This window comes from Microbacterium sp. JZ101 (genome assembly GCF_053903175.1).
On the sequence record NZ_CP096400.1, the window covers coordinates 2,006,407 to 2,033,075 of the forward strand.

Genomic DNA, 26,669 nt, shown 5'->3' on the forward strand with positions numbered 1-26,669 from the left:
GACCTGGAGGACGCCCGTATGCCCTCGACCGGCCTGAGCCTCGGCCCCAAGCTCCGCTACCTCGTGGAGCGCGCGCGCCGCATCGACGTCGGGTCGGTGATCGAACGCGCCAAGGAGGTGCACGAGCAGCACGGCAAGGCGGTCCCGCTCGTCGTCGCCGACATGCTGTGGTCCGCCGCACGGCGCGACGTCGCGTTCCAGGACTACGTCGACTACGACTTCGCGATCCTCACGCGCGAGGAGCGGGCGACGTTCATGACCCACCCGGTGTCGATGCAGCTCGCCGCGAAGTACGCGCACCCCGACCACCGCGTCCTCTTCGAGAACAAGATCGAGTTCAACCGGCGCTTCGACCGCTTCCTGCGGCGCGAGTGGCTCGTCGTCGAGGCGGGGAACGCGGACGCGGTCCGCGCGTTCGTCGAGAAGCACGGCACGATCGTCGCCAAGGTGCCCGTGAGCCACATGGGCCTCGGAGTGCACCGCTACCACGCCGAGGAGGTGCAGGACTGGGCGGCGTTCCACCGCGGTCTCCTCGAGCGCGACGAGATCCTCCTCGAGGAGGTCATCGTGCAGCATCCGGACCTCGCCGCCGTCTGCCCCGGAACGGTCAACACGACGCGCATCACGGCGTTCAACGACGGAAGCGACGTACACATCCTCGCGATCGCGCAGAAGTTCGGCCGCGGAGCGGTGAGCGACCAGATGTCGTTCGGCGGCTTCTACACGATGCTCGACGACGCGGGGCACGCGATCGGCGCGGGGTACGACTCCCACGGCCACGTCCACGAGAAGCACCCCGACACGGGCTTCCCGATCGCGCAGTTCCAGCTGCCGTTCATGGAGGAGGTGCGCGCGTTCATCGACCAGGTCGCGCGCATCGTGCCGCAGGTGCAGTACGTGGGCTGGGACGTCGTCGTCTCCCCCGACGGCCCCGTGCTCGTCGAGGGCAACTGGGGCGCCGGCGTCTACGAGAACAAGCCGTCCGTGACGGGCATCCGCACGGGGCACAAGCCCCGCTACCGCGCGGCGATCGGCTTCTGACGGAACGCAGAACGGACCGGACCCCGAGGGGTCCGGCCCGTTCTCGCGCGTCTGATCAGCGACCGGCCGGCGCGGTGACCTTCCGGATGATGCCGAGCGGGGTCGACTGGTGCCCCTGCCCGAGCGGGTTGTCGCCGAGGATGCGCACGAGGCGCTTCTCGCCGGCCTTGTCGAGCGTCGAGCCGAGGATGTTCCCGCCGATGTCGTTGATGTCGACCACGGCGACGTCGGCGTCCACCCCGAGCAGCGAGCGCACGTGCTCGGCGACCTCGCGCGGACGCTCGGGGCCGAGCACGACCGCCCGGTTGTAGGGCGGGATGGTGCCGGGGGTCGGCCCGTCGATCGCGCGCGCCTTGTCTCCCGCGATGCGGTAGAAGTCGCCGCGGCGGCCGAGGAGCTTCGTCACGGCCGACACGGCGGCCGCGAAGAGGATGCGCGGCGTGCCGACCTCGCGCAGCGCCATCTCCATCGTCTCGGGGATGCCCAGGCCGATGCCGTACGCGGTCTTCGTGACGTACTTCGAGAGGAAGGTCGCCAGCTTCCGCGGCCGGATCTCGTCCATCATGTACGAGCGGCCCTGCGTGATCGCGACGATCTTCTCCGTCACGAACAGGAGGTCTCCCGGCTCGACGGCGTCCTTCGCGTACTCCGCGATGATCGCGTCGATCTCGTCATCCGGCATGACCACCTTCGTGCGCAGGGGGATGCGCGCGTAGCGGACGCCGTCGACCTCGACCTCGAGGTGCTTGCCCTCGTTCGCCTCCGCCATCACTCGAGGTAGTCCCGGAGCGACTGCGAGCGGCTCGGGTGGCGCAGCTTCGCCATGGTCTTCGACTCGATCTGGCGGATGCGCTCGCGCGTCACGCCGAAGGTGTCGCCGATCTGGTCGAGCGTCTTGGGCTGCCCGTCGCCGAGACCGAAGCGCATGCGGATGACGCCGGCCTCGCGCTCGGAGAGCGAGTCGAGCAGGCTCTCGAGCTGACGCTGCAGCATCGTGAAGCCCACCGCGTCCGCGGGGACCACGGCCTCGGTGTCCTCGATGAGATCGCCGAACTCGCTGTCGCCGTCCTCGCCGAGGGGCGTGTGCAGCGAGATGGGCTCGCGACCGTACTTCTGGACCTCGATGACCTTCTCGGGGGTCATGTCGAGCTCCTTGGAGAGCTCCTCGGGCGTGGGCTCGCGACCGAGGTCCTGCAGCATCTGCCGCTGGACGCGGGCGAGCTTGTTGATGACCTCGACCATGTGGACCGGGATGCGGATGGTGCGCGCCTGGTCGGCCATCGCGCGCGTGATCGCCTGGCGGATCCACCACGTCGCATAAGTCGAGAACTTGAAGCCCTTGGTGTAGTCGAACTTCTCGACCGCGCGGATGAGACCGAGGTTGCCCTCCTGGATGAGGTCCAGGAACTGCATGCCGCGGCCCGTGTAGCGCTTCGCGAGCGAGACGACGAGGCGCAGGTTGGCGCCGAGCAGGTGGCTCTTCGCCCGCTGGCCGTCGCGCGCGACCCACTGGAGGTCGAGGCCGAGCTGGCTCGACTTCTCGGCGGCCGACATCTTGGAGAGCTTCTCCTCGGCGAACAGACCGGCCTCGATGCGCATCGCGAGGTCGACCTCCTCCGCCGCGTTGAGGAGGGGCACCTTGCCGATCTGCTTCAGGTAGTCCTTGACGGGGTCGGCCGTCGCGCCCGTGATCTGCGTCGAGTAGACGGGAACGTCCTCCTCGTCGCTCGAGCTGATGACGATCGCGCCGGTCGGAAGCGGCTCGACGGCCGGCTTCTTCTCGTCCTTCTCGTCGCCCTTGGCGTCGTCCTTCACCTCGTCGGCGTCGGTCTCCGCGTCGGCGTCCACGTCGATGTCCTCGACGTCGACGTCCTCCTCGATCTCGGCGTCCTCGTCGGACCCCTTCTTCGCTGTGCTCTTGGCCGCCTTCGTCTTCTTCGTCGACGCGGTCTTCGCTGCGGTCTTCTTGGTCGTCTTCTTCGCCGTGGAGCCCTGAGCCGTCTCGTCGACGACCTCTTCCGCGGCGGCTTCGTCCTTCTTCGCGGTACTCCGCGAAGCCTTCGTGGCAGTTGTCACGTTCTCGCCTTTCACCGACGGCGCTGCGCGCGTCGCCCCCGGGTGTCTTCGGGCACTAGTAAGACCCTTGTCAAGTCCCGCGCCTCGACAGCACGGACTCGACAACGGGTCGTGCACTCATTCTCTCATACCTGAGCCGCGTCCTCCGCCGCGGCTCGATCCGCTCCGATGAGGGAAACAGCCCGGCCCCCGCCCACATTCCCGGCGGGGTCAGTTCGGCTTGTCCTCGTCGCCGTTCGGACGGGAGGCGAGGTACCGCTCGAGCTCGGCGGCGAGCTCGTCGGCGCTCGGGATGTCGCTCTCGTGGATGAGGCCGGCCGAGCTCGGCGCTCCGCCGTCCGACAGATTGGCCATGTAGGCGTCGTATCGCTCCTCGAGCCCCGTCACCATCCGCGCGAGCTCGTCGTTGCCGTGGATCTGCTCCTCGACCTTCGCGAGGTACTCGAGGTTGTCGTCGCGGAGTCCGTCGAGATCGAACACGCGCCCCGTGGACGACGCGATCCGGTCGATCGCCGACAGCGTCGCCGCGGGGTAGTCGGTCTCGGCGAGGTAGTGCGGCACGAGGAGGACGAACCCGGCCACGAGCAGCCCGGCGGCCGACGCACGATACTCCAGGAGGTGCCCCGCGGTCGCCGGCACCTGCGTGCGGGGCTGCCAGATCGACTGCGCGGCGATCAGCTCGGTGCGGTTGCCGCTCACTGTGACGCCCAGCTCGCGGGTGTGCGGGACCGGCATCGCGATCGCGTGCACCCAGGTGAGCCCCGACACGTCGAATTCGCGCGCGAAGGCGATCACGGTCTCGGCGAACGCGTCCCACACGAAGTCGGGCTCGTACCCGGACAGGAGGAGGAAGGGCTGGCCGAGCGCGTCGTGGACGAGGGAGAGCTCGAGACGCGGCGGGCGGAATTCGGTCAGGTGGTCCTTGTCGAAGGTGACGATCGGGCGACGCGCCCGGTAGTCGAGGAGCACGTCGTTCGAGAACACCGCGATGACGTGCGGATCGAGGTCCTCCCGCATGTAGTCGATCGCGCCCGACACGGCGCCGCCGGCGTCGGTGAACCCGGTCAGGAGCACGACGAGCGGCAGGCCACCGGGAACCACGGGGGCGTCGGCGAGTCGTTCGAAGAGATCTCGATGAGCGGGCATTCCTCCATGCTACGAGTCGCACGGCCCGCGCGGGCGGTCGTCGGGTGGGGCGAGCGCGAACCTAGGATGGAGGAATGCCTCACCCCGAGATCGAGCTGTCCGCAGCCACGTTCCCCGCAGAGGGCGCCGATGCCCTCGTGATCGCGATCCCCGATCTGACGGGCGACGGGCCGGGGCCGGCCGGGCTCGCCGACCTCCTCCCCGCGCTCGATGCCATCGGCTTCACGGGGGCCCGCAACGCGTTCGCGCGGGTCTACGCGCCGGGCTTCTCGGACGCCCCGCTCGCGGTGGTCGGCCTCGGGCGGCGCCCCGATGCGGACGCCGTCCGCGACGCCGTGGGGACGGCCATCCGCTCGCTCACGGGCTTCGACACGATCGCCGTCTCCGTCGCCGCCGAGGTGGAGGACGGATGGCGCGCGGCCGCCGAGGGCGCGGCGCTCGGCGGATACGCGTTCGCGGGATACAAGTCCGACTCGCAGGACAAGAAGGACAAGCGCCGTCGGGCGTCGCGCGTCGTCGTGCACGCGCCGGAAGGCGCGGACGACGCGGCCCTCGCCGCGGTGCGCGCAGGAGCCGAGGCCGTCGCCCTCGTGAAGGACCTCGTGTCGACGCCCGCCGAGTGGCAGAGCCCTGCGCAGCTGGCCGACACGGCCGTCGAGACGACGCAGGGTCTGCCGATCGACGTCACCGTGTGGGACGAGAGCGCTCTCGCGGAGGCCGGCTTCGGCGGCATCCTCGGCGTCGGGAAGGGATCCGACCGGCCGCCGCGCCTCGTCCGCCTCGACTACGCCCCGGCGGGCGCGGAGCGCCACATCGCGCTCGTCGGCAAGGGCATCACCTTCGACACGGGCGGGCTCTCTCTGAAGCCCGCGGCGTCGATGGTCGGCATGCAGGAGGACATGACGGGCGCCGCCGAGGTGCTCGCGGTCGTCCGCGCCGCCGCCCAGCTCGAGCTTCCCGTGCGGGTGACGGCGTGGATGTGCATCGCCGACAACATGCCGTCCGGTCGCGCGACGCGCCCCGGCGACGTGCTCGTGATGGCCGACGGCACGACCGTCGAGGTGACCAACACCGACGCGGAGGGGCGGCTCGTGCTCGCCGACGGCCTCATCGCCGCGAGCAGGGAGAACCCCGATGTCATCGTCGACGTCGCGACCCTCACCGGGGCGATGATCGTCGCCCTCGGCACGCGCCACACGGGCGTGATGGGGCACGGCGACGCTGTCGACGCGTTCCTCCGCTCCGCCGATCGGACCGGCGAGCTCGCGTGGGCGCTCCCCCTGCCCGAGCACATCGCCGAGGAGCTCGAGTCGCGTGTGGCCGACATGCGCAACGCGAACGTCGGGAACCGCGCGGGCGGCGCGCTCTTCGCGGGGCTGTTCCTGCAGCGCTTCGTGGGCCGCACCGGCGAGGGAGACGACGCCCCGCGCATCCCGTGGGTGCACCTCGACATCGCGGGCTCGTCGATGAGCACCGGCAGCGCCTTCGGCTTCACGGACAAGGGTCCGACCGGCGCCACCGTCCGCGCGCTCATCGACTTCGTCGCGGCGGGGGGTGAGGTGCGATGACCGAGCAGGTCTTCGACGTCGTCGTCCTCGGCGGCGGCAGCGGCGGCTACGCCGCCGCGCTGCGCGCCGCCGAGCTCGGCAAGCGCGTGGCGATCGTGGAGAAGGACAAGGTCGGCGGCACCTGCCTGCATCGGGGGTGCATCCCCACGAAGGCGCTGCTGCACGCGGCGGAGGTCGCCGACACCGTGCGCGGCGCGGCCGAGTTCGGCGTGACCGCCGAGCTCTCGGGCATCGACGCCGCGCAGGTGGCGGCCTACCGCGACGGCATCGTGGCGAAGAAGCACAAGGGCCTCGAGGGCCTCATCAAGGCGCGCGGCATCACGGTCGTCGCCGGCGAGGGGCGTCTCGAGGCGGGCCCGGCCGTCCGCGTCGGCGACGATCTCCTGCGTGCGCAGGACGTCGTCCTCGCGACGGGCTCGTACAGCCGGACGCTGCCCGGGCTCGAGCTCGGGGGCCGGATCATGGCGAGCGAGGGCGCCCTCGCCCTGGATGAGATCCCGTCGAGCGCGATCATCCTCGGCGGCGGGGTGATCGGCGTCGAGTTCGCGAGCGTCTGGCGGTCTTTCGGCGCCGAAGTGACGATCGTGGAGGCCCTCGAGCATCTCGCGCCCAACGAGGACATCGCGCTCAGCAAGGGTCTCGAGCGCGCCTACCGCCGCCGCGGCATCCGCACCTCGCTCGGCGTCCGCTTCGCGTCGGCGTCGCAGACCGCCGACGCCGTCACCGTGACGCTCGAGAACGGCGAGACGCACACGGCCGACGTGCTGCTCGTCGCCGTCGGTCGCGGCCCCGCGACCGACGGCCTCGGTCTCGACGAGGCCGGCGTCCGGCGGGATCGCGGCTTCGTCGTCGTCGACGACGAGCTGCGCACGAGCGCACGCGGCGTGTGGGCCGTGGGCGACATCGTGCCGGGCCTGCAGCTGGCCCACCGCAGCTTCCAGCAGGGCATCGCCGTCGCCGAGCGCATCGCGGGTCTCGCGAGCGCCCCGGTTCCCGATGCCCAGCTCCCCCGCGTGACCTACTCCCACCCCGAGCTCGCCTCTGTCGGCGTGACCGAGGCGCAGGCGATCGCGGAGCACGGCGTCGACGGGATCGAGACCGCCGAGTTCAATCTCGCGGGCAACGCGAAGAGCGAGATCATCGGGACCGGCGGACTCGTGAAGGTCGTGCGCCGCAAGGACGGCCCCGTCCTCGGCGTGCACCTCATCGGCGACCGCGTGGGCGAGCTCATCACCGAGGGCCAGCTGGCCGTCGCGTGGGAAGCCCACCCCGACGACCTGGCGCCCCTCATCCATGCGCATCCGACGCAGAGCGAAGCGCTCGGCGAGGCCTTCCTGGCGCTCGCGGGCAAGCCGCTCCACGCGCTGTGACGCCGCCCCCGGACCCCAACAACACTAAGCTAGACAAGAATTCGACATTCCGAAGGAGACTCCTGACATGAGCACTTCCGTCGTCCTCCCCGCTCTCGGAGAGAGCGTGACCGAGGGTACGGTCACCCGCTGGCTGAAGCAGGTCGGTGACACCGTCGCAGCGGACGAGCCGCTTCTCGAGGTGTCGACCGACAAGGTCGACACCGAGATCCCCTCGCCGGTGAGCGGCGTCCTGGAGACCATCCTCGTGCAGGAGGACGAGACGGTCGAGGTCGGTGCTGAGCTCGCCCGTGTCGGCGACGGCTCCGGCGCGGCCGAGGCTCCTGCGGCACCGGCGGCCGAGGCGGCGCCCGCCGAGGCCGCCCCCGCCCAGGCTGCCCCCGCGGAGGCTCCGACCGCCCAGGCTGCGCCTGCCGCGGAGGCTCCCGCGGCCGCGCCCGCCGCGAGCGGCGACTCCTCCGACGTCGTGCTCCCCGAGCTGGGCGAGAGCGTGACCGAGGGCACCGTCACCCGCTGGCTCAAGCAGGTCGGCGACTCCGTCGAGGTCGACGAGCCGCTGCTGGAGATCTCCACGGACAAGGTCGACACCGAGATCCCGTCGCCGGTCGCCGGCACGGTCCAGGAGATCCTCGTCCAGGAGGACGAGACGGTCGAGGTCGGGTCGGTGCTCGCTCGCGTCGGCAGCGGAGCCCCGGCTGCTCCCGCCGCCCCGGCTGCCGCCCCCGCGGCCCCCGCCGAGGCCGAGGCGCCTGCGGCCCCCGCCCCCGCCGCTCCGGCGCCGGCTGCCGCTGCTCCCGCCGCCCCGGCTGCTCCTGCTCCGGCTGCTGCTCCCGCCGCCCCGGCTGCTCCCGCTCCGGCTGCTGCTCCGGCCGCGCCTGCGGCGCCGGCCGCGCCCGCCGGCGAGGACGAGAAGCTCTACGTGACGCCGCTCGTGCGCCGTCTCGCGGCGCAGAACAATGTCGACCTGTCCACGGTGAAGGGCACGGGCGTCGGCGGCCGCATCCGCAAGGAGGACGTCCTCAAGGCCGCGGAGGGCGCTGCCGCCGCTCCGGCTGCCGCGCCGGCTGCCGCTGCGGCGGTCAAGCCCGAGCCGTCGCCGCTGCGCGGCACGACCGCCCCGATGTCGCGCCTGCGCAAGGTGCTGGCGTCGCGCGCCGTCGAGTCGATGCAGAAGACCGCTCAGCTGACCACGGTCGTCGAGGTCGACGTCACGAAGCTCGCCGCCTTCCGCGACGAGGTCAAGGGCACGTTCCTCGAGAAGACCGGCGACAAGCTGTCGTTCCTGCCGTTCTTCGCCCTCGCCGCGGCCGAGGCGCTGCAGGCGTACCCGATCGTCAACGCGACGGTCGACGGCGAGAACAACATCGTCTACCCGCCGACGGAGAACCTCTCCATCGCGGTCGACACCGAGCGCGGTCTCCTCACCCCGGTCGTCCGCGACGCCGGGTCGAAGAATCTCGCGCAGATCGCCCACGAGATCGCCGACCTCGCCGCGCGCACGCGCGACAACAAGCTGAAGCCGGACGAGCTCTCGGGCGGCACCTTCACCCTGACGAACACCGGATCGCGCGGCGCGCTGTTCGACACGCCGGTCGTGTTCCTGCCGCAGTCGGCGATCCTCGGCACGGGCGTCGTCTTCAAGCGCCCCGGCGTCGTGAAGGTCGACGGGGTCGAGGCCATCGGCATCCGCTCGTACGTGTACCTCGCGCTCTCGTACGACCACCGCACGATCGACGGCGCGGACGCCGCCCGCTTCCTGTCGGCGGTCAAGGCGCGCCTCGAGGCGGCGGACTTCGCGGGCGACCTCGGCATCTGAGGTCGACGCGCCCCGCGCGAAGGGGGCCGGATGGACGCACCGCGTTCATCCGGCCCCCTTCGCCGTGTCGTAGACCTGGCGCAGGCGCCATGCGCCGTCGACCCGCTCGAGCACGACGTGCCGGGTCTCGCCGTCCACCACGGCGCGGGTGACGGCGACATCCCCGAAGTCGTCGAGAAGGGCCACGGTGGCGTCATCCGCCCCCTCGACGAGCCGCGCCGTCGCCTGCTCGGGCGTCTCGTCGTCGGCCCCTTCCGCCTCGGGGCCGTGCTCGCTCTCGGGCCGGCCCGCGGCATCCGCCGGCTCGGCAGCCGCGGCCGGCTCCTCTGCGGCGCCCGCGCCGGGCGACGCGTCCGACGGCCACAGGGCTCCGGCGAGGAGGACCGCGGCCGCGCATGCGCCTCCGACGAGAAGCGGAGCGCGACGCGAGCCCGTGCGCGCGCCGCGCGGCCGCAGACGGGCTCGGATGAGCGCCGCCCCCTCGCGCAGCCCCTCCCACGCACGCGTCGCCAGCATCCCCACGCCCGCATCGACGTGCCGGTCGATCCAGTCGCTCCAGGCTGGCATCGCCGCGCGGTCCGGCTGGTCCGCGCCCTGACGCCGTTCGGGCGTGGCTGCCGCGTCCGAGTTCTCGGCGCCGTCGTCCGCTCGGAGCAGAGGTCGCGGCGCGCAGGCGTCGAAGAGCCGCGACTCGAGCTCGGGGAGCGCGCGGTGGAGCCCGCGCGGGCGCTCGAGCGCGGTCGCGCACTCGTCGAGCGCGCGCCGCACGACGCGGTCGCCCGATGCCTCGCTCACGGTCGCCAGCACGCGCCGCGCGGAGGCCTCGGCGGCATCCCCGGCACCGAGAGCGAGCACCGGGCGCGCCTCGTCGGTGAGCCACCACTCGCCGCTCGGCCCGTGCTCATCCCCCGCGCGGCCCGCCCAGGCCTCCTGCACGCCGCGGAGGACGCTCACCGCGAGCGTCACGATCTCCCCGCCCGCGAGCGCCGGCCCGCGTGCGAGCCGTCCGGCGAGCCAGGTCTCCAGGCGCGCGACGCACCACGGCAGCGCGAGCGCGTGGCCATCCGGAAGCCGCACGATGTCGACGGGAGCGAGCACGTGCTGCGCGCCGGCGGCACGCCATCCGTCCCACCCTTCCGCCGCTTCGGTCCGCACGAGCTGGACCACATCGTCGCCGGCAGCCGCGAGCTCGCCCGCGAGCGGCGCACCGGGTGGAGCCACGTGTCGGATCAGCCGATACGCGCCTGTCCCCTCGGAGATGCCCGGCTCCCCCGAGATCACGTCGTCCCACCCCATGCGCCCACTCTCGCCCGCAGGAGCCGGGAGCCGCGCGGCGGATCGCGCCGACGCGCCCGACGCGCCGTCCCGAGGCGCCTGTGCACGCGTCGTCGGCCACTCAGCGGGACTCGGGCGCACCCGCGCGCCGGTAGGCTTGTCCCATGGCACGCAGCACTTCCGCCGAGAAGCGACCCGGCTTCTTCTCGCAGATCAGGTCACTGTTCACGTTCACCCGTGAGGCCTTCCCCTGGCTCGGCTGGCTGCTCGCCGGGATCGTGGTGCTCGGCGTCGCCCTCGGCGTCGTCGTCGGCTTCCTGCTGCAGCCGCAGTGGTGGGGCATCCTCCTCTGGGGCATCACCGGACTCATGGTCGGCGCGCTCGCTGCCATGATGACCATGACGCGCTTCTCGACGCGCGCGATGTACCGCAAGCTCGACGGCATGCCCGGCGCCAGCGGCCACGTCCTCTCGAACATGCTCGGCCGCAACTGGCGCGGCGAGGAGATGCCGGTCGGCATCAACCCCAAGACGCAGGAGGCGGTCTACCGCGCCGTGGGCCGCGGCGGCATCGTCGTCGTCGGAGAGGGCTCCAAGGGCCGGCTCACGCGCCTCATGCGCGACGAGCGGATGCGCGCCCAGCGTGTGGCGTCGGGGGTCCCGGTCCACGAGTTCTACGTCGGCCACGGCGAGGGCGAGGTGCCGATCGACCAGCTCGCGAAGACGATCAAGGCCCTGCCGAAGGCGATCGACCGCGCCACGATGGGCGCCGTGCTGCAGCGCATCGAGTCGGTGTCGCAGTCGATCACGTCGCTGCCCATCCCGAAGGGCATCGACCCGACGAAGGTCCGCTCGCAGCGGCCGCGCTGATCCTCTGACATGACGATGCCCTCGCCGCGCGGCGAGGGCATCGTCATGTCAGAGGCGTCACGCGCGCAGGAGGACCGTCCCGGCGGCCTTGTCATGCAGGCCCCGCTGGTCCTGGTCCCACACGACGGCCGGGATCACGAGCATGAGGAGCGCGGTGCGCACGATCGGCCGCCAGACGCCCGTCCACGCGCCATCCGCTCGGACCAGGCGCATGCCGACGAGCCGGTGCCCTGGGCTCCCGCCGAGCATGGGGATGAAGAGCACCTGCAGCGCCGCGAATACCATGAGCGGCGTGAACATCGTGAGACCGGCCTCGCTGGGCAGAGCGAACTGGTCGTACCCGAAGAAGGCGGATGCGATGAGGGTCGCCGCCGCGTAGTCGATCGCGAGCGCGGCGATGCGGCGGCCAGGACGGGCGATCGAGCCGGCGCCCGATGCCGGCAGGCCCAGGCTGGCCCCCGGGTGGTCGGCGTGGGTGGGGGATGTCACCCGACGAGCCTAGAGGAACCGGGCTGTGTAACATGCCGGAAACATAAGGGACATGACGAGGCAACGCCGGAGCCGTAGGTTTGCCGCGTCGTCCGTTCCACGGATTGCCCCACCCGAGATCCCACAACTGGAGCCTCAATGTTCAAAGATTCCTCCGAGGTCCTGAAGTTCATCAAGGACGAGGACGTCAAGTTCCTCGACATCCGCTTCACGGACCTTCCCGGCGTCCAGCAGCACTTCAACATCCCGGCTTCCACCGTGGACGAGGAGTTCTTCACGGTCGGCCAGCTCTTCGACGGCTCCTCGATCCGCGGGTTCGCGAACATCCACGAGTCGGACATGCAGCTCATCCCCGACGTGTCGACGGCATACCTCGACCCGTTCCGCGAGGCGAAGACGCTCGTGATGGTCTTCGACATCTACAACCCGCGCAACGGCGAGATCTACGCGAAGGACCCGCGCCAGGTCGCCAAGAAGGCCGAGAAGTACCTCGCCTCCACCGGCATCGCCGACACCGCGTACTTCGCTCCCGAGGCCGAGTTCTACATCTTCGACGACGTGCGCTACGAGGTGAAGCAGAACGCGAGCTTCTACTCGGTGGACTCCGAGGAGGGCGCGTGGAACACGGGCCGCGCCGAAGAGGGCGGCAACCTGGCCAACAAGACCCCGTACAAGGGCGGCTACTTCCCGGTGTCCCCCGTCGACAAGACGGCTGACCTCCGCGACGACATCAGCCTCAAGCTCATCGAGGCCGGCCTCGAGCTCGAGCGCGCGCACCACGAGGTGGGCACGGGCGGCCAGCAGGAGATCAACTACCGCTTCGACACCATGGTGCACGCGGCCGACGACATCCTGAAGTTCAAGTACATCGTCAAGAACACGGCCGAGGAGTGGGGCAAGGTCGCGACCTTCATGCCAAAGCCGCTCTTCGGCGACAACGGCTCCGGCATGCACACGCACCAGTCGCTGTGGGCCGACGGCAAGCCCCTCTTCTACGACGAGACCGGCTACGGCGGCCTGAGCGACATCGCCCGCTGGTACATCGGCGGCATCCTCGCGCACGCTCCCGCAGTCCTCGCGTTCACGAACCCGACGCTGAACAGCTACCACCGTCTCGTCAAGGGCTTCGAGGCTCCCGTGAACCTCGTCTACTCCGCCGGCAACCGCTCCGCGGCCATCCGCATCCCGATCACCGGCTCGAACCCGAAGGCCAAGCGCATCGAGTTCCGCGCCCCCGACGCGTCGGGCAACCCGTACCTCGCTTTCGCCGCGCAGCTCATGGCCGGCCTCGACGGCATCAAGAACCGCATCGAGCCGCACGAGCCGGTCGACAAGGACCTGTACGAGCTCCCCGCCGAGGAGGCCAAGGGCATCCCCCAGGTCCCGAACTCGCTGCAGGACTCGCTCGACGCGCTCCGCGAGGACCACGCGTTCCTCCTCGAGGGCGGCGTGTTCACGCAGGAGCTCATCGACACCTGGATCGAGTACAAGGAGGAGAACGAGATCAAGCCGCTCGCGCAGCGTCCTCACCCCTTCGAGTACGAGCTGTACTTCGGCGTCTGAGCCCGTCGCCGCCCGCAGAGGGCCCACCTCCCGAATCCCTGGGAGGTGGGCCCTCTGCCGTTCGCGCCGACGCCGGTCAGCCGTGGAGGAAGTCCGTGCGTGGCTGCACCTTCTCGGGCTCGAGGAACAGCTTCACGACGGCGCGACCGCCCGCCTCGATGACGAGAGCATCTGCCGTCTGCTCCCACGTGACCGTCTCGCGCGACCCGAGCAGCGAGACCTCCCGGATCGGGCGAGAGAGAAGCCCTGCGGCGCGCCCGAATGCGCGGATCCTGAGTCGGCCATCGGGCGGATCCGCGAGCGGGATCGCGTAGACGTACTCCCCGGTCACGTGCTTCCGCGCCGTGAACCGGAAGTCGGCACCGGTGAAGGTCGCGGCCTCTCCGTCGACGAATGATCCGACCGCGACCTCGGTGGGACCCTCAGCCGGGATGATCCATGGCCGGGTGCCGTAGATCGCCTCGCCGTTGCGCGCGAGCCACGCGCCGAGCGACCTCAGGATGGCCTGTTCCTCGTCGGGGATGGTCCCGTCGGGCTTGGGCCCGATGTTCAGCAGGAGCACGCCGTTCTTCGACACGACGTCCGCGAGATCCGCGATGAGCTCGTCGACGGACTTGTACTCATGATTTCGCACCCACGACCACGACGTCTTTGAGACCGAGGTGTCGTTCTGCCACACGACTGGCCGGATGCCGCCCATGGTTCCGCGCTCGATGTCGTACACCGCGGTGCCCTCGGCGAACGCATCCCACTTGTAGTTGATGACGACCTCGCGCCCCCATTGCGCCGCCCTGTTGTAGTAGTAGGCCGCGAGCATCTTCAGATAGGGCGCGAACGCGGGGTGCTCGATCCACCAGTCGAACCAGAGCACCTGAGGGCGGTAGCGGTCGATGATCTCGACGGTCCTGAGCAGCCAATCCTCGAGGAAGCGCTCATGAGGCGCGGTCTCCTCGCGCTGGGCGGGGCCGTAGAAGTCCTGATAGTCGGGGTCGAGCACGTCGGACTCGAAACGCGCGCCGCCATTCATGAAGAACCAGTGCTCCGCCCGGTGGGACGAGGCGCCGCGCACCATCCAGGCACGATCCGTCGCCGCCATCAGCTCGCCGAAGACATCCCGTCTCGGACCCATGTTCACGGCGTTCCATCGGGACCGCGCGGTGTCGTACATGGCGAAACCGTCGTGGTGCTCGGCCACCGGAACGACGAATTGGGCCCCCGCCTGACGGAAGAGCATCGCCCACGCCTCGGGGTCGAACCGCTCCATCGTGAAGGACGGGATGAAGTCCTTGTACCCGAAGTCGCGATGCTCGCCGTAGACGGCGGCGTGGTGCTCGAATTCCACTGTTCCCTCGCGGTACATGTAGCGCGCGTACCACTCGTTGTTGAACGCGGGGACCGAGTAGACCCCCCAGTGGATGAAGATGCCGAACTTCGCGTCCTCGTACCATCGAGGCGGACGATAGCCGCTGAGCGATCGCCAGCTGTCCGCGAATGGTCCTGCTTCGATCACCCTTCGGACCTCGGCCAGCGCCTCCGTGTTGTCGGATACGTCGACGGGTGCCGGAAGGGCAGACGGGTCGATCGGTGTCGGCGATCCGGGCGGCGTTGCGTACCGGGCCATGGTTCTCTCTCCCTCATCGAGGACGTCGCCCGCGGCGAACCGAAGACGAAACGTTGCGTGTTTCCGATGGAGCGTAGGGAGGGCAATCGACACTGTCAAGAGCCCTCCCCAGACCGACCGCCCCTAGACGCATGCCGCATCGACTCGTATCGTGAAGCGAAACCTTTCGCCAGAGGAGTTGGGACGCGTCGATGGAAGCTGGGATCACCGGAGTGGGAGGCTCGACCGCCCTGCGTGAGCGTCGACTGCGGGGCGGGGATCCGATCCCGGCCATCGGAATCGGCACCTTCGGGTCCGACCGCTACGGCGAGGAAGCGGTCGGGGCAGCCGTCGAGTTGGCCGTGCGCACCGGCTACCGGCTCATCGACTGCGCATCGGTCTACGGCAACGAACGGGGCGTCGGCGATGCCATCCGCCGCTGTATCGAGGACGACGTGGTGACGCGCGACGATCTCTTCGTGATGTCGAAGATCTGGAACGATGCGCACGAGCCCGCCGACGCGGTCGCCTCCGTCGAGCGCTCGCTCCAAGACCTGGGTCTGAGCCGACTCGACGCGGTCTTCGTGCACTGGCCGTTTCCGAATCACCATGCGCCGTTCGCCGACGCGGCAGATCGCGATCCCCGCGCCCGCCCGTACATCCACGCGGACTACATGCGCACGTGGGCTGCCCTCGAAGAGCTGGTCGATCACGGCGTCGTCCGTCATCTGGGCACATCGAACGTGACCATCCCCAAGCTGGAGCGCATCCTCGCGGATGCCCGGATCCCCCCGGCGCTCAATGAGATGGAGCTGCATCCCTGCTTCCAGCAGCCGGAGCTCTTCCGCTTCTGCCTCGACCACGCCATCCAGCCCGTCGGCTACTCGCCTCTCGGCTCGCCCTCGCGTCCCGCTCGGGACCGCACGGAGGCGGACCACGCGGATGTCGACGACCCCGTCGTCCGCCGGATCGCACGCGACCACGGGGTCCACCCCTCGGCCGTCTGCATCGCGTGGGCGGTGGCCCGGGGTCAGATCCCCATCCCGTTCTCGGTGAAACGCGACCAGCTCGCGGCGAATCTCGCGGCAGCATCCCTGCACCTCACACCGCACGAGATCGAGGATCTGCGCGGCGTCGACCGAAACGACCGGCTCATCAAGGGACAGGTGTTCCTCTGGCAGGGAAGCTCCGACTGGAGGGATCTGTGGGACGTCGACGGCACGATTCCCGGATGGGCCGGCTACGGCTCCCCCGAGGCGGGAAGCGCGCATGGCGACGTATAAGGACATCCGGGCGATCACCGGGCTGTCCCTGTCGACGATCTCGAAGTACTTCAACGGCCTTCCCGTGCGCGAGCAGAACCGCGCCCTGATCGAAGAGGCCGCGCGGTCGCTCGGATTCCGCGTCAACGGCTTCGCACGAGGTCTGCGCTCACGACGCTCCCGGGCCGTCGGCGTTCTGCTGCCCGCCCTCGACAACGACTTCCACCTGACGATCATCGCCGGGATCGAGGCCGCACTCCGCGAGGACGATGTGAGCGTGGTGGTCTGCGCGAGCCGAGGCACGCCGGGAGAGGCAGTGGACTTCCTGATGAGCCGGATGGTCGACGGGATCATCGCCGTTCCCGTCGCGAGCGAGGTGGGGGCGCTCCGTGAGGCGGCTGCGCAGGGAATGCCAGTCGTGGCTATCGATTGGACGGCGGATGATCTCGAGAGCGATCGCGTCGTGCTGGACAACGCCGCCGCCGGCGCCACGGTAGCCCGCCACCTCGCCGACCACGGCCACACCAAGATCGGACTGGTCGGCGGCGACACGGCGATCTCCACGATGCGCGAGCGGACGAGGGGCTTCGTGGACGCCCTCGCCGACCGGGGTATCGAGATGCCCGCTGCCGCCATCGCGTCCGGACCGCTCACGGTGGAAAGCGGGCAGGCATCGACGGAACGGCTGCTCGCCCTCGCCGACCGTCCGACCGCTCTCTTCGCGGTGAATCAGGAGCTCACGCTGGGCATGCTCATCGCCGTGAACGAGTCCGGTCTGCGCGTCCCGGCCGACGTCTCTCTCGTGGGCTTCGATGCCGCCGAGATCGGCCGCGCCGTCCGCCCGCGGCTCACGGTCTTCCAGCAGCCGACGCGCTCCCTCGCCGACGAGGCCGCCCGCCTCATGCGCGACCGGCTGTCGACCGGCGACGCGGGCACCGGGCAGACCGTCACGCTGCCGGGTCGGCTTCTCGTCGGCTCATCGGTTGCCGCGGTGCATGGCGACGAAGAGAATCCGCGCCACTGAGGGTCCCGTGGCCCGCCCCGATCCGCCGTTCGCGATCGGCGCTCCCCGGGGCGCTCCCGCGTCCGTGGAAGGATGGCGCCATGAGCGACTCGCGCGTGATCGCTGTCTTCAGCACGAAGGGCGGCGTCGGGAAGACGACGACCGCCGTGAACCTCGCCTGGCAGGCCGCAGCGGACGGGCATCGCGTCCTCCTGTGGGACCTCGATCCGCAGGCGGCCGCGACGTGGCTGCTCGGTGTGCGCCAGAAGCTGCGCGGCGGCGCGGAGGCGGTCCTCTCGGGCGCGCGCTCGGCCGCCAAGGCCATCCGGGAGACGTCGGTCGAGGGGGTGGACGTCCTGCCCGCCGACGCCTCGTACCGCGACCTCGACATCGCCCTGGACGCGACGAAGAAGTCGGGGTCGCGCCTCGCGCGCGTCCTGAAGCCGCTGCGCGACGACTACGACGTCGTGATCCTCGACTGCCCGCCGGGCGCATCGCTCGTCGCCGAGAACGCCCTTCGTGCGGCCGACGTCGTGCTCGCGCCGCTCGCGCCGTCGCTGCTCTCGCTGCGGTCCTTCGACCAGGTGCGCGACCTGCTCGCCGAGGACGGGCGCGACGCCGCGCTCGTGGCGTTCCTCACGATGGTCGACCGGCGCAAGCGCAGCCATCGCGACGCCGCTGAGGAGCTGCCGTCGCGCGTCGCCGAGATCACCGACATCGTCGTGCCGTTCACGGTCGTCGCGGAGCGCATGGGCGAGAAGCACGCGGCGATCGGCGCCTTCGCTCCGCGCTCAGAGGCCGCGAAGGCCTACGCGGCGCTGTGGCACCGGGTCGCGCGCGCGTGACGGGCCGTCCGCCCGTCGGCCGCTAGGCGGGATCGCCGTAGAAGAGGCGCTCGAACACCTTCCGCGACCGTCGCGACGCGCGCAGCCAGTCCTCCTCGACGTCGTTCGCCGAGTACGGCGGGTACTCGAGGATGCGTCCGATGCCGTCGAGCGCGCGACGGTCCGTCGGCAGCACGTCGCTCGTGTTGCCGGAGTACAGCGTGTTCGCCGAGCGCAGGCGGGCGGCGAGCCGCCACGCCGCCGCCAGCTGCTCGGCGTCGGCCTCCGACACGAGGCCTGCCTCCCTGGCCGCCGTGAGCCCCGCGATCGTGGACGTCGTCCGCAGCTCGGGGCGCGCGTGGCCGTGCTCGAGCTGCAGCAGCTGGACCAGCCACTCGACGTCGCTCAGGCCGCCCGGACCGAGCTTGAGGTGCCGGGTGCGGTCGATCCGCTGCGGCATGCGCTCGTTCTCGACACGGGCCTTGATCCGCTTGATCTCCCGCGTCGAGGCGAGGTCGATGCGCTCGGGGTACCGGATCTCGTCGGCCATCGCCATGAAGTCGCCGATGAGCTTCGCCGAGCCGGCCACGCCGCGCGCGCGGAGCAGCGCCTGCGCCTCCCACGAGAGCGACCAGCGCCGGTAGTACTCGGCGTACGCGTCGAGCGACCGCACGATGGGGCCGCTTCTGCCCTCGGGGCGCAGCTCCGCGTCGAGATCGAGCGGCAGCCGGAAGTCCTCCGACACGCGACGCAGCTCCGACACGATCCGCGCGGCGAGGTCGTGCGCACGCGTGGGATCGACCTGCTCGGCCCGGTACACGTAGAGGACGTCGGCGTCCGATCCGAACCCGAGCTCGGCTCCGCCGAAGCGGCCCATCCCGATGATCGCGAAGTCGAGCGAGTCGTCCTCCGGCGGCACGACGTCCCGCCGCACGGCGCGCAGCGTCGCCTGGATCGTGACCTCCGTGATGGTGGTCAGCGCGTCGCCCAGCTCCTCGATCGTGATCGCGCCGAGCACCGCGCCCATGGCGGTTCGCAGCATCTCGCGGCGGCGGAGGGCGCGCACGGCGGCCATCGCCTCCTCGAGCCCCGCATGGCGGTCCTGGATGGCGCGCGCCTCCGCCCGCAGGACGTCGCCGGCTCGCGGGCGCAGCCGCTCCTGATCGTCGAGCCACGCGACCGACTCGGGGATCCACTCCATGAGATCGCCGATGTACCGCGACCCCGACAGCATCTTCGTGAGCCCCTCGGCGGCGCCCGTCGAGTCGCGGAGCATGCGCAGGAACCACGGGGTGTCGCCGAGGCGCTCGCTGATGCGCCGGTACGAGACGAGGCCGTGGTCGGGGTCGACGCCGTCCGCGAACCAGCGGAGCATGACCGGCATGAGGTGGCGCTGGATGGTCGCCTTCCGGCTGAGACCCGAGGTGAGCGCGCGGATGTGCCGCAGCGCGCCGCCCGGGTCGCGGAGGCCGATCGCGGCGAGTCTGGCGTGCGCCTCGTCGGCCGTGAGGCTGCGCTGATCCTCGGGGAGCGCCGCGACCGCGGACAGCAGAGGACGGTAGAACAGGCGCACGTGCACGTCGCGCACCTCGCGCTTGATCCGCTCCCAGAGGCGCTGGACCCCCTCCCCCGTGTCGGCGAGTCCGCTCGCGCGCGCGAGCACGCGCAGGCCCTCGTCCGTGCGCGGCATGAGGTGCGTGCGCGTGAGGCCGATCAGCTGGAGACGGTGCTCGAGCAGCCGGAGCATGCGGTAGTCGCGCGCGAACGTCGCGGCGTCCTGTCGCCCGATGTACCCCTCGGCGACCAGCGCGTCGAGGGCCTCGAGCGTTCCCGCGATGCGGATCGTCGTGTCGGCGACTCCGTGGACGAGCTGGATGAGCTGGACCGTGAACTCGACGTCCCGGATGCCGCCGGGGCCGAGCTTCAGCTGGTAGGGGACGTCAGCGGGCGGGATGTGCTCCATGACGCGCTCGCGCATCCCCTGCACGCTGTCGACGAAGTTCTCGCGCCCCGCGCTCGCCCAGACCTTGGGCTGCGTCCCCGCGACGTACGCGGCGCCCAGGTCGCGGTCTCCCGCGAGCGGCCGCGCCTTGAGGAGGGCCTGGAACTCCCACGAGTGCGCCCATCGGTCGTAGTAGGCGAGGTGCGAGGCGAGGCTGCGCACGAGCGCGCCCTGCTTGCCCTCGGGGCGGAGATTCGCGTCGACCTCCCACAGCGGGGGCTCGACCTCCATCTCCGAGATCCCGCGCATGGTCTGGACCGCGAGGCGGTGCGCGATGTCGAGGGCTCGCGCCTCCGTGATCTCGGCGTCGTCGGCGACTCCCCCGACGAAGATGACGTCGACGTCGGAGACGTAGTTGAGCTCGCGCGCCCCCGCCTTCCCCATCCCGATCACGGCCAGGCGCATCTGCGCGACCTCGCCGCGCGGGAAGAGACCTGCCCCGGCCGCGCCCGTCGCCGCGCGCGCACGCGCGACCGCGAGAGACGCCTCGAGAGCGGCGCCCGCGGCGTCGGCGAGCGCCGCCGAGACATCCCTCACGGCGTCGACCGGGTCCTCGGAGAGCAGGTCGTAGGCCGCGATGCGCGCGAGCTGCTCGCGGTAGGCGACGCGCAGCGCCACCCACGCCGACTCGTCGGCGGTCGCGGCGAAGCCGTCCTCCGCGCCGACCGCGCCGAGCAGGGCGCCGCGCAGCGCGGCATCGTCCGGGAGCACGTCGCCCGCGTCGACGAGCGCCGGGAACGACCCGGGCCGTCGCAGGTAGAAGTCGGCGAAGCCGCGGGACGCCCCGAGCAGACGCCAGGCGACGGCCCTGCCGCGCGGATCCGCGAGCGTGGCGGCGACCTCCTCGGGTGCTCGACGGGCGATCCGGAGGAGGCCGTCCAGCGCCTCGTCCGGATCGGCTGCGCCGCCCGCGTGCTCGAGCAGCGCCTCACGCGGCAGACCCGCGAGCTGCGACAGCTCCGAGATCTCCGCGTCGGCGCGCTCGAGACGGCTGAACCCCATCCGCGCGAGCCCGGTCAGACCGGTGGCGCGGCTGCCCGTCGTCATCGCGATGCGCCCGGCGTCAGATGACGTCGAGCGTCGACTTCAGCTCGTACTGCGTCACCTGCGCGCGGTACGCGTCGTACTCGCGGCGCTTGTTCGCGAGCACGTAGCGGAACACCTGCTCGCCGAGCGTCTCGGCGACGAGCTCGCTGTCCTCCATGAGCTTGATCGCGTCGTACATGCTCGTCGGGAGCGACTGGTACCCGAGGGCGCGGCGCTCGGCGCTCGAGAGCGCGCCCACGTTGTCCTCGGCCTCGGGAGCGAGCTCGTACTCCTCCTGGATGCCCTTGAGGCCCGCGGCGAGCATGAGCGAGTACGCGAGGTACGGGTTCGCCGCGGAGTCGATCGCGCGGTACTCGACGCGGGCCGAGCCGCCCTTGCCGGGCTTGTAGAGCGGCACGCGGATGAGCGCCGACCGGTTGTTGTGCCCCCACGTGACGTAGCTGGGCGCCTCGTCCCCGCCCCACAGGCGCTTGTACGAGTTGACGAACTGGTTCGTGACGAGAGCGATCTCGTTCGCGTGGCGCATGAGACCCGCGATGAACTGTCGCCCGACCCGGGAGAGCTGGTACTGCGCGCCCTCCTCGAAGAACGCGTTCACGTCGCCCTCGAAGAGCGACATGTGGGTGTGCATGCCGCTGCCCGGCTCGCCCGCGAGCGGCTTGGGCATGAAGGTCGCGTGCACGCCCTCCTCGATCGCGACCTCCTTGACGACCGTGCGGAAGGTCATGATGTTGTCCGCCATCGTCAGCGCGTCGGCGTAGCGCAGGTCGATCTCGTTCTGCCCGGGGCCGACCTCGTGGTGGCTGTACTCGACCGAGATCCCGAGGTCCTCGAGCATGCGCACCGCACGGCGGCGGAAGTCGTGCGCCGTGCCGCCGGGCACGTTGTCGAAGTAGCCGGCCCGGTCGACGGGCTCAGGGCCCTCGGCGCCGAAGCTGCTCGACTTGAGGAGGTAGAACTCGATCTCCGGGTGCGTGTAGAACGTGAAGCCCGCATCGGCCGCCTTCGCGAGCGTGCGCTTCAGGACGTTGCGCGGCTCAGCGGGAGCGGGCTGGCCGTCGGGCGTCGTGATGTCGCAGAACATGCGCGCCGTCGGGTCGACCTCGCCGCGCCACGGCAGGATCTGGAACGTCGACGGATCCGGGAACGCGAGGAGATCCGACTCGTACGAGCGGGTCAGGCCCTCGATCGCGGAGCCGTCGAAGCCGATGCCCTCCCGGAAGGCGCCCTCCACCTCGGCCGGCGCGATCGCGACCGACTTCAGGGTGCCGAGCACATCGGTGAACCACAGGCGCACGAACTTGACGCCGCGCTCCTCGATCGTGCGGAGCACGAAGTCCCTCTGCTTGTCCATCGGATCCTCTCTGCGACCTGACGTCCGCTCGCGCGGCGCGTTCTCAGACTACTGGTCCGCCGAGCCGTCTCGACGCGCCGACCAGTCGTCCTCGCGCGCGTCCTCCTCGGCCCATGCGCGCGAGCGCGCTTCGAGCACCTCGGGAGCCTTCGCTGCCTCCTCGGCGGTGTCGAACGGGCCTGCCCGGTCGACGGCCGGCGAGACGAGGCCGAACTCCACCTCGCCCGTGCGCAGGTTGTACCAGTACTTCTTCTCGGGGTCGTCGTCGAAGCTCATGTCCCGATCCTAGGCACGTCGGCGACGGCGGGCCAGGAGCCCGGCCGCGGCGACGAGGACGAGCCCGAACGCCATGGCGCCCTGGACCCACGGCCCCACGACGACGCCGGCCGTCGTGCCCTCGCGCAGCTCGACATCGGCGATCATCGCCCCCGCCTCGTCGATCGGGAGGGCGTCGACCACCGAGCCGTCGGCCGCGATGATCTGGCTCGTGCCGGTCGTCGACAGGTTCACGACGCTCCGGCCCGTCTCGATCGCGCGCATGCGCGCGAACGCGAGCTGCTGCAGATTCTCGTCGGTCCCCCGGAAGTCGGCGTTGTTCGTCTGGAACATGAACACCTCGGCGCCGTCTGCGATGCCCTCCGCGATGAGGGAGTCCGAGATCACGTCGAAGCAGATCGCGAGGCCGATGCCCACGCCGCCGACGTCGAACACCGGCGAGTCGTCACCGGGGGTGTACTCCCGCTGGATGAGCCCGATGAGGTCGGGGGCGAGGGCCTCGAAGAGCGGTCGGTCGGGCACGTACTCCCCGAACGGCACCGGATGGCGCTTGGAGTGCAGCTGCGTCGCGCCATCCTCGGTCCACAGCATCGACGTGTTGTAGATCGGGTCGTCGCCCGAGGTGGGATCTCCCCCGCGGGCGGACGCGGCGTTCATGAGCAGCGGCGCATCGAGCGCACCCACGACGGTGTCGAGATAGAGCGCGGTCGTCTCGTTGTAGAGGGGGTCGCTGTCGACGCCGCCCTCGGGCCACAGCACGACGTCGACATCGGCGTCCCGCAGCGGCTCCGACGCCGTGATCTGCGCGTTCAGCACGTCATACGGCTCCCGTGCGTCGAGATAGGCGGCCGGGCCGTTCCCCTGCACGGCCCCGACCGAGATCTCCCCCGCGGGCGCGGTCGGGAACGGCGGGACGAGCATGAGCACACCGAGCAGCGCAGCGGGCGCGACGAGGGCCAGCACGCGCCGGCCCGCGCGATGAGCCGAGCGCGCCATCCGCACGGCCTCGATCGCGAGGGCGCACACGAGGACGATGACGAAGGTGATCCCGCTCACGCCGATCCACGACGACAGCGGCGCGAGCGGGCTCTCGGACTGGCTCATGCCGACGCGCCCCCACGCGAATCCGCCGTACGGCCACGAGCCGAGGGTCGCCTCGCGCCACGTCCACAGCATGGCGACGGCGACGGGCAGCACGACGAGGCGGACGGCCCCGGCGCGCGACGCGCGCGGGAGCCACCGGTAGGCGAGGGCGAGCGGGATGGCGCCGATCGCCATGAGCGCGGCCTCCACGACGGCGAGCGCGACCCACGGCACCCAGGCGAACGGGTTGTCGCCGAGGAACCCCGCGGCCCACGAGACGTGCGGCAGGTAGAACGCGAGCGCGAAGACGAAGCCCACGAGCAGCGCCGAGGCGATGCGGCGTCCGACGAGGGACGCGAGCGACAGGGCGACGGCGGGGAACGCGAGCGGCCAGATCCCGACCGCGGGGAAGGCGGCGTCGAGGGCGAGCCCGCCCGCGGCCGCCGCGACGGCCGCCGCCCACAGCGGCAGCAGGGGGCGTTCGGGCATAGGCGACAGCCTATTGCCCGCGCCTCGGCGACTGCCTGGACGAGGCGCCTCCCGCGCTCACACGGAGCTGTAGGCCACGATGCCCCGTCGCACGGCGTCGAGCGCGGTCCGCGCAGTGCGCGCGAGATCGCCCTCCGCGACGATCGACAGCTGGTCGAGCAGGTCGATCGTCTGCTTGGCCCAGCGCACGAAGTCGCCTGCCGCCATGTCGGCGGCCGTCAGCACCCGATCGAGGGCCTGGCCGCGCGCCCACATGTGCATGGCGGTAGCGAGCGCGGTCGCGGGCGGGTTCGATCCCGGCAGCCCGTGATCGCGCTCGAGGTCGTCGAGTCGGCTCCAGAGCTCCTCGGTCGCGGCGAGCGCCTCCCGGAAGGCTCCCCGTGGCAGGCCGTGCGCCTCGGGCGCCTCGTCGCGCCGCGGCTCGTAGACGAGCGCACAGGCGAGGGACGCGAGACCCGCGGCGTCGAGCCGGCTCCAGAGCCCCTGCCGGAGCGACTCCGCCACGAGCAGGTCGCGCTCGCCGTAGATCCGCCGCATCCTCCGGCCGGCGGCGGTCAGCGCGAGGCCGGCCTCTCCCGGCTCGACGTACTCGAGCTCCGCGAGCACGTCGAGGATGCGGTCGAACTGGCGCGCGACGCTCCCCGTGCGCCCCTCGATCTGACGACGCAGCTTCGCGACGTCGCGACGCAGTCGCCAGAACCGCTCGCCCCAGCGCGCGTGCTTCTCCCGGTCGGGGCACTGGTGGCAGGGGTGCCGCTGCATGCGCTTGCGCAGACTCTGGATGCGGTCCAGGCGCTGCTGACGCCGAGCGCGCGACGCGCTCACGTCCTTGCGGTCGGCCTTCTCGAGGTCGCTGAGCTCGCGCCGGATCCCCGCGTACTCGGCGAAGTCGCCGCGATCGCACGCCATGGCCTTCTCGTATCCGGCGAGGGACTCCTCGGCCTCCTTGACCTGCCGTGCGAGGCCCACCACGGCGCGGTCGGCCTGGAACTGGGCGAAGGACGACTCCAGGATCTCCCGAGCGCGCTCCTTGCCGAACTGGTCGATGAGGTTGACCGCCATGTTGTACGTGGGGCGGAAGCTCGAGTTGAGCGGATACGTGCGCCGCGACGCGAGCGACGCCACCGCCTGCGGGTCGAGCCCGTCGGTCCACTGCACGACCGCGTGGCCCTCCACATCGATCCCGCGGCGGCCCGCCCTGCCCGTCAGCTGGGTGTACTCCCCCGATGTGATCGGCACGCGGGCCTCGCCGTTGAACTTCTCGAGCTTCTCGAGCACGACCGTGCGCGCGGGCATGTTGATGCCGAGCGCGAGCGTCTCCGTCGCGAAGACGGCCTTCACGAGCTTGCGCTGGAAGAGCTCCTCGACGACCTCCTTGAAGGCCGGCAGGAGTCCCGCGTGGTGCGCCGCGACGCCGCGCTCGAGATCCTCGCGCCACTCCCAGAACCCGAGGACACCGAGGTCCTCGTCGGGCAGGCTGGCCATCCGCTTGTCCACGATGCGCCGGATCTCGGCGCGCTCGTCCTGCGTCGTGAGCCGCACACCCGATCGGCGCACCTGCTGCACCGCCTGGTCGCAGCCCATCCGGCTGAAGATGAAGAAGATGGCGGGGAGCAGGTTCTGGCGCCCGAGCAGCTCGATCACCTGCGGCCGGTCGATCCGCTCCATGCGCCCGGCGGGCCCCGGCCGCCGGTACGACGGCCGCCGACCGCGGCGCCGCTTGTCGAAGAAGTCCTCGTTGGCCCGATGGCTCTGCGCGAACGACGAGCGCACGCGCATGAGCTCCTGGTTGACCTGCGCGGCCGCGGCACCCGCCCTCTCGTCGAACAGCGGCAGGAGGTCGCCGCGCACGAGGACGTGCTGCTCGAGCGGAACGGGCCGCGTCTCGGACACGATGACCTCGGTGTCGCCGCGCACGGTGTCGAGCCAGTCGCCGAACTCCTCGGCGTTCGACACGGTCGCGCTGAGGGAGACGAGCCGCACGCCCTGCGGGAGGTGGATGATGACCTCCTCCCACACCGCGCCGCGGAACCGGTCGGCGAGGTAGTGCACCTCGTCCATCACGACGTAGCGGAGCCCGCGCAGCGCCGAGGAGCCGGCGTAGATCATGTTGCGGAGCACCTCGGTCGTCATCACGACCACGCGCGCGTGCGCGTTGATGTTCGTGTCGCCCGTGAGCAGGCCGACCTCGTCCTCGCCGTAGACCTGCTGCAGCTCGCGGAACTTCTGGTTCGACAGCGCCTTCATGGGCGTCGTGTAGAAGGCCTTCTCCCCCGGCGTCCGCATCGCGAGGTGCACGGCGAACTCGCCGACGATGGTCTTGCCCGCGCCCGTGGGCGCGGCGACCAGCACGCTGCGCCCGTCTTCGAGCGCCTGGCAGCCCGCCACCTGGAACGGGTCGAGCTCGAAGCGCTGCGCCTCGGCGAAGGCCGTCGTGATCGGGTGCCGACGGCTCTCGCGGGCTGCGGCGTAGCTTTCGGATGGGCTCAGGCCGCTCATGCTCGAAGACTATCGCG

At 71.1% G+C, this 26,669-nt stretch carries 20 protein-coding genes; 9 read left to right on the plus strand and 11 right to left on the minus strand.

Going from position 1 to position 26,669, the window contains the following annotated elements; translation table 11 throughout:
* The first annotated feature begins 18 nt into the window (after positions 1 to 18).
* Positions 19 to 1,041 carry a sugar-transfer associated ATP-grasp domain-containing protein gene (locus M1D56_RS09450; RefSeq protein WP_324014577.1) on the plus strand — a complete coding sequence of 341 codons (1,023 nt, stop codon included), beginning with the start codon at positions 19 to 21 and terminating at the stop codon, positions 1,039 to 1,041.
* Positions 1,042 to 1,096: 55 nt separating this feature from the next.
* Here the strand turns inward: M1D56_RS09450 and M1D56_RS09455 are convergent, their stop codons facing one another.
* The 3 genes from M1D56_RS09455 to M1D56_RS09465 form a co-directional block, all read right to left on the minus strand.
* Positions 1,097 to 1,810 (minus strand): coenzyme F420-0:L-glutamate ligase, encoded by a 714-nt coding sequence (locus M1D56_RS09455; protein WP_271172089.1) that lies wholly within the window; start codon positions 1,808 to 1,810, stop codon positions 1,097 to 1,099.
* On the minus strand, positions 1,810 to 3,117 hold the full coding sequence (locus tag M1D56_RS09460; protein WP_456283375.1) for an RNA polymerase sigma factor: 1,308 nt from the start codon (positions 3,115 to 3,117) through the stop codon (positions 1,810 to 1,812). The genes M1D56_RS09455 and M1D56_RS09460 overlap by 1 nt, the downstream gene beginning before the upstream one ends.
* A 210-nt stretch (positions 3,118 to 3,327) precedes the next feature.
* Positions 3,328 to 4,263 carry a proteasome assembly chaperone family protein gene (locus M1D56_RS09465; protein ID WP_324014576.1) on the minus strand — a complete coding sequence of 312 codons (936 nt, stop codon included), beginning with the start codon at positions 4,261 to 4,263 and terminating at the stop codon, positions 3,328 to 3,330.
* A 74-nt stretch (positions 4,264 to 4,337) separates the two neighbouring features.
* Between M1D56_RS09465 and M1D56_RS09470 the strand changes: the two genes are divergently transcribed.
* The 3 genes from M1D56_RS09470 (at position 4,338) to sucB (ending at position 9,017) form a co-directional block, all read left to right on the plus strand.
* On the plus strand, positions 4,338 to 5,831 hold the full coding sequence (locus tag M1D56_RS09470; protein ID WP_271172092.1) for a leucyl aminopeptidase: 1,494 nt from the start codon (positions 4,338 to 4,340) through the stop codon (positions 5,829 to 5,831).
* Positions 5,828 to 7,201, plus strand: coding sequence for a dihydrolipoyl dehydrogenase (lpdA, locus tag M1D56_RS09475; protein WP_456283377.1), 1,374 nt, complete (start codon positions 5,828 to 5,830; stop codon positions 7,199 to 7,201). Before M1D56_RS09470 ends, lpdA begins: the two co-directional genes overlap by 4 nt.
* 67 nt (positions 7,202 to 7,268) lie before the next feature.
* Positions 7,269 to 9,017: a 2-oxoglutarate dehydrogenase, E2 component, dihydrolipoamide succinyltransferase gene (sucB, locus tag M1D56_RS09480; protein WP_456283379.1), complete on the plus strand. Its 1,749-nt coding sequence runs from the start codon at positions 7,269 to 7,271 to the stop codon at positions 9,015 to 9,017.
* Between the two features lie 45 nt (positions 9,018 to 9,062).
* Here the strand turns inward: sucB and M1D56_RS09485 are convergent, their stop codons facing one another.
* Positions 9,063 to 10,313 (minus strand): hypothetical protein, encoded by a 1,251-nt coding sequence (locus M1D56_RS09485; protein ID WP_456283381.1) that lies wholly within the window; start codon positions 10,311 to 10,313, stop codon positions 9,063 to 9,065.
* A 143-nt stretch (positions 10,314 to 10,456) separates the two neighbouring features.
* Between M1D56_RS09485 and M1D56_RS09490 the strand changes: the two genes are divergently transcribed.
* A complete protein-coding gene (locus M1D56_RS09490) occupies positions 10,457 to 11,161 on the plus strand; it encodes a DUF4191 family protein (protein WP_271172096.1) in 705 nt (234 codons plus the stop codon).
* 57 nt (positions 11,162 to 11,218) lie between these two features.
* Here M1D56_RS09490 and M1D56_RS09495 read toward each other — a convergent pair whose 3' ends face one another.
* On the minus strand, positions 11,219 to 11,650 hold the full coding sequence (locus tag M1D56_RS09495; protein ID WP_282977963.1) for an RDD family protein: 432 nt from the start codon (positions 11,648 to 11,650) through the stop codon (positions 11,219 to 11,221).
* 138 nt (positions 11,651 to 11,788) lie between these two features.
* Here M1D56_RS09495 and glnA point away from each other — a divergent pair, with 138 nt between their 5' ends.
* A complete protein-coding gene (gene glnA, locus M1D56_RS09500) occupies positions 11,789 to 13,213 on the plus strand; it encodes a type I glutamate--ammonia ligase (protein WP_324014568.1) in 1,425 nt (474 codons plus the stop codon).
* Between the two features lie 76 nt (positions 13,214 to 13,289).
* Here the strand turns inward: glnA and M1D56_RS09505 are convergent, their stop codons facing one another.
* Positions 13,290 to 14,834: an alpha-L-fucosidase gene (locus tag M1D56_RS09505; RefSeq protein ID WP_456283383.1), complete on the minus strand. Its 1,545-nt coding sequence runs from the start codon at positions 14,832 to 14,834 to the stop codon at positions 13,290 to 13,292.
* 212 nt (positions 14,835 to 15,046) lie between these two features.
* Between M1D56_RS09505 and M1D56_RS09510 the strand changes: the two genes are divergently transcribed.
* The 3 genes from M1D56_RS09510 (at position 15,047) to M1D56_RS09520 (ending at position 17,923) form a co-directional block, all read left to right on the plus strand.
* Positions 15,047 to 16,096, plus strand: coding sequence for an aldo/keto reductase (locus M1D56_RS09510; protein ID WP_456283385.1), 1,050 nt, complete (start codon positions 15,047 to 15,049; stop codon positions 16,094 to 16,096).
* Complete coding sequence (locus tag M1D56_RS09515) at positions 16,083 to 17,099, plus strand: LacI family DNA-binding transcriptional regulator (protein WP_456283386.1); 1,017 nt, start codon at positions 16,083 to 16,085, stop codon at positions 17,097 to 17,099. The genes M1D56_RS09510 and M1D56_RS09515 overlap by 14 nt, the downstream gene beginning before the upstream one ends.
* Positions 17,100 to 17,179: 80 nt before the next feature.
* Positions 17,180 to 17,923 carry a ParA family protein gene (locus M1D56_RS09520; protein ID WP_456283388.1) on the plus strand — a complete coding sequence of 248 codons (744 nt, stop codon included), beginning with the start codon at positions 17,180 to 17,182 and terminating at the stop codon, positions 17,921 to 17,923.
* Positions 17,924 to 17,945: 22 nt separating this feature from the next.
* Here the strand turns inward: M1D56_RS09520 and M1D56_RS09525 are convergent, their stop codons facing one another.
* The 5 genes from M1D56_RS09525 to M1D56_RS09545 are packed head-to-tail and all read right to left on the minus strand — an operon-like array spanning position 17,946 to position 26,652.
* Complete coding sequence (locus M1D56_RS09525) at positions 17,946 to 20,951, minus strand: bifunctional [glutamine synthetase] adenylyltransferase/[glutamine synthetase]-adenylyl-L-tyrosine phosphorylase (protein WP_456283390.1); 3,006 nt, start codon at positions 20,949 to 20,951, stop codon at positions 17,946 to 17,948.
* A gap of 16 nt (positions 20,952 to 20,967) precedes the next feature.
* Positions 20,968 to 22,305, minus strand: coding sequence for a glutamine synthetase family protein (locus M1D56_RS09530; RefSeq protein WP_271172101.1), 1,338 nt, complete (start codon positions 22,303 to 22,305; stop codon positions 20,968 to 20,970).
* Between the two features lie 48 nt (positions 22,306 to 22,353).
* Positions 22,354 to 22,581, minus strand: a complete 228-nt coding sequence (locus M1D56_RS09535; protein WP_271172102.1) for an SPOR domain-containing protein — start codon at positions 22,579 to 22,581, stop codon at positions 22,354 to 22,356.
* Between the two features lie 9 nt (positions 22,582 to 22,590).
* Positions 22,591 to 24,153 carry an apolipoprotein N-acyltransferase gene (gene lnt / locus M1D56_RS09540; RefSeq protein WP_324014564.1) on the minus strand — a complete coding sequence of 521 codons (1,563 nt, stop codon included), beginning with the start codon at positions 24,151 to 24,153 and terminating at the stop codon, positions 22,591 to 22,593.
* A 57-nt stretch (positions 24,154 to 24,210) separates the two neighbouring features.
* Entirely contained in the window at positions 24,211 to 26,652 is a 2,442-nt protein-coding gene (locus M1D56_RS09545; protein ID WP_456283392.1) for a DEAD/DEAH box helicase, read from the minus strand.
* Positions 26,653 to 26,669: the final 17 nt, after the last annotated feature.

Excerpts from the sequence above, each read along its gene's own strand:
- M1D56_RS09450 (WP_324014577.1), top strand. The coding sequence starts at position 19 with ATGCCCTCGACCGGCCTGAGCCTCGGCCCCAAGCTCCGCTACCTCGTG.
- M1D56_RS09455 (WP_271172089.1), bottom strand. The coding sequence starts at position 1,810 with ATGGCGGAGGCGAACGAGGGCAAGCACCTCGAGGTCGAGGTCGACGGC.
- M1D56_RS09465 (WP_324014576.1), bottom strand. The coding sequence starts at position 4,263 with ATGCCCGCTCATCGAGATCTCTTCGAACGACTCGCCGACGCCCCCGTG.
- M1D56_RS09470 (WP_271172092.1), top strand. The coding sequence starts at position 4,338 with ATGCCTCACCCCGAGATCGAGCTGTCCGCAGCCACGTTCCCCGCAGAG.
- lpdA (WP_456283377.1), top strand. The coding sequence starts at position 5,828 with ATGACCGAGCAGGTCTTCGACGTCGTCGTCCTCGGCGGCGGCAGCGGC.
- sucB (WP_456283379.1), top strand. The coding sequence starts at position 7,269 with ATGAGCACTTCCGTCGTCCTCCCCGCTCTCGGAGAGAGCGTGACCGAG.
- M1D56_RS09485 (WP_456283381.1), bottom strand. The coding sequence starts at position 10,313 with ATGGGGTGGGACGACGTGATCTCGGGGGAGCCGGGCATCTCCGAGGGG.
- M1D56_RS09490 (WP_271172096.1), top strand. The coding sequence starts at position 10,457 with ATGGCACGCAGCACTTCCGCCGAGAAGCGACCCGGCTTCTTCTCGCAG.
- glnA (WP_324014568.1), top strand. The coding sequence starts at position 11,789 with ATGTTCAAAGATTCCTCCGAGGTCCTGAAGTTCATCAAGGACGAGGAC.
- M1D56_RS09505 (WP_456283383.1), bottom strand. The coding sequence starts at position 14,834 with ATGGCCCGGTACGCAACGCCGCCCGGATCGCCGACACCGATCGACCCG.
- M1D56_RS09515 (WP_456283386.1), top strand. The coding sequence starts at position 16,083 with ATGGCGACGTATAAGGACATCCGGGCGATCACCGGGCTGTCCCTGTCG.
- M1D56_RS09520 (WP_456283388.1), top strand. The coding sequence starts at position 17,180 with ATGAGCGACTCGCGCGTGATCGCTGTCTTCAGCACGAAGGGCGGCGTC.
- M1D56_RS09525 (WP_456283390.1), bottom strand. The coding sequence starts at position 20,951 with ATGACGACGGGCAGCCGCGCCACCGGTCTGACCGGGCTCGCGCGGATG.
- M1D56_RS09530 (WP_271172101.1), bottom strand. The coding sequence starts at position 22,305 with ATGGACAAGCAGAGGGACTTCGTGCTCCGCACGATCGAGGAGCGCGGC.
- M1D56_RS09535 (WP_271172102.1), bottom strand. The coding sequence starts at position 22,581 with ATGAGCTTCGACGACGACCCCGAGAAGAAGTACTGGTACAACCTGCGC.
- lnt (WP_324014564.1), bottom strand. The coding sequence starts at position 24,153 with ATGCCCGAACGCCCCCTGCTGCCGCTGTGGGCGGCGGCCGTCGCGGCG.
- M1D56_RS09545 (WP_456283392.1), bottom strand. The coding sequence starts at position 26,652 with ATGAGCGGCCTGAGCCCATCCGAAAGCTACGCCGCAGCCCGCGAGAGC.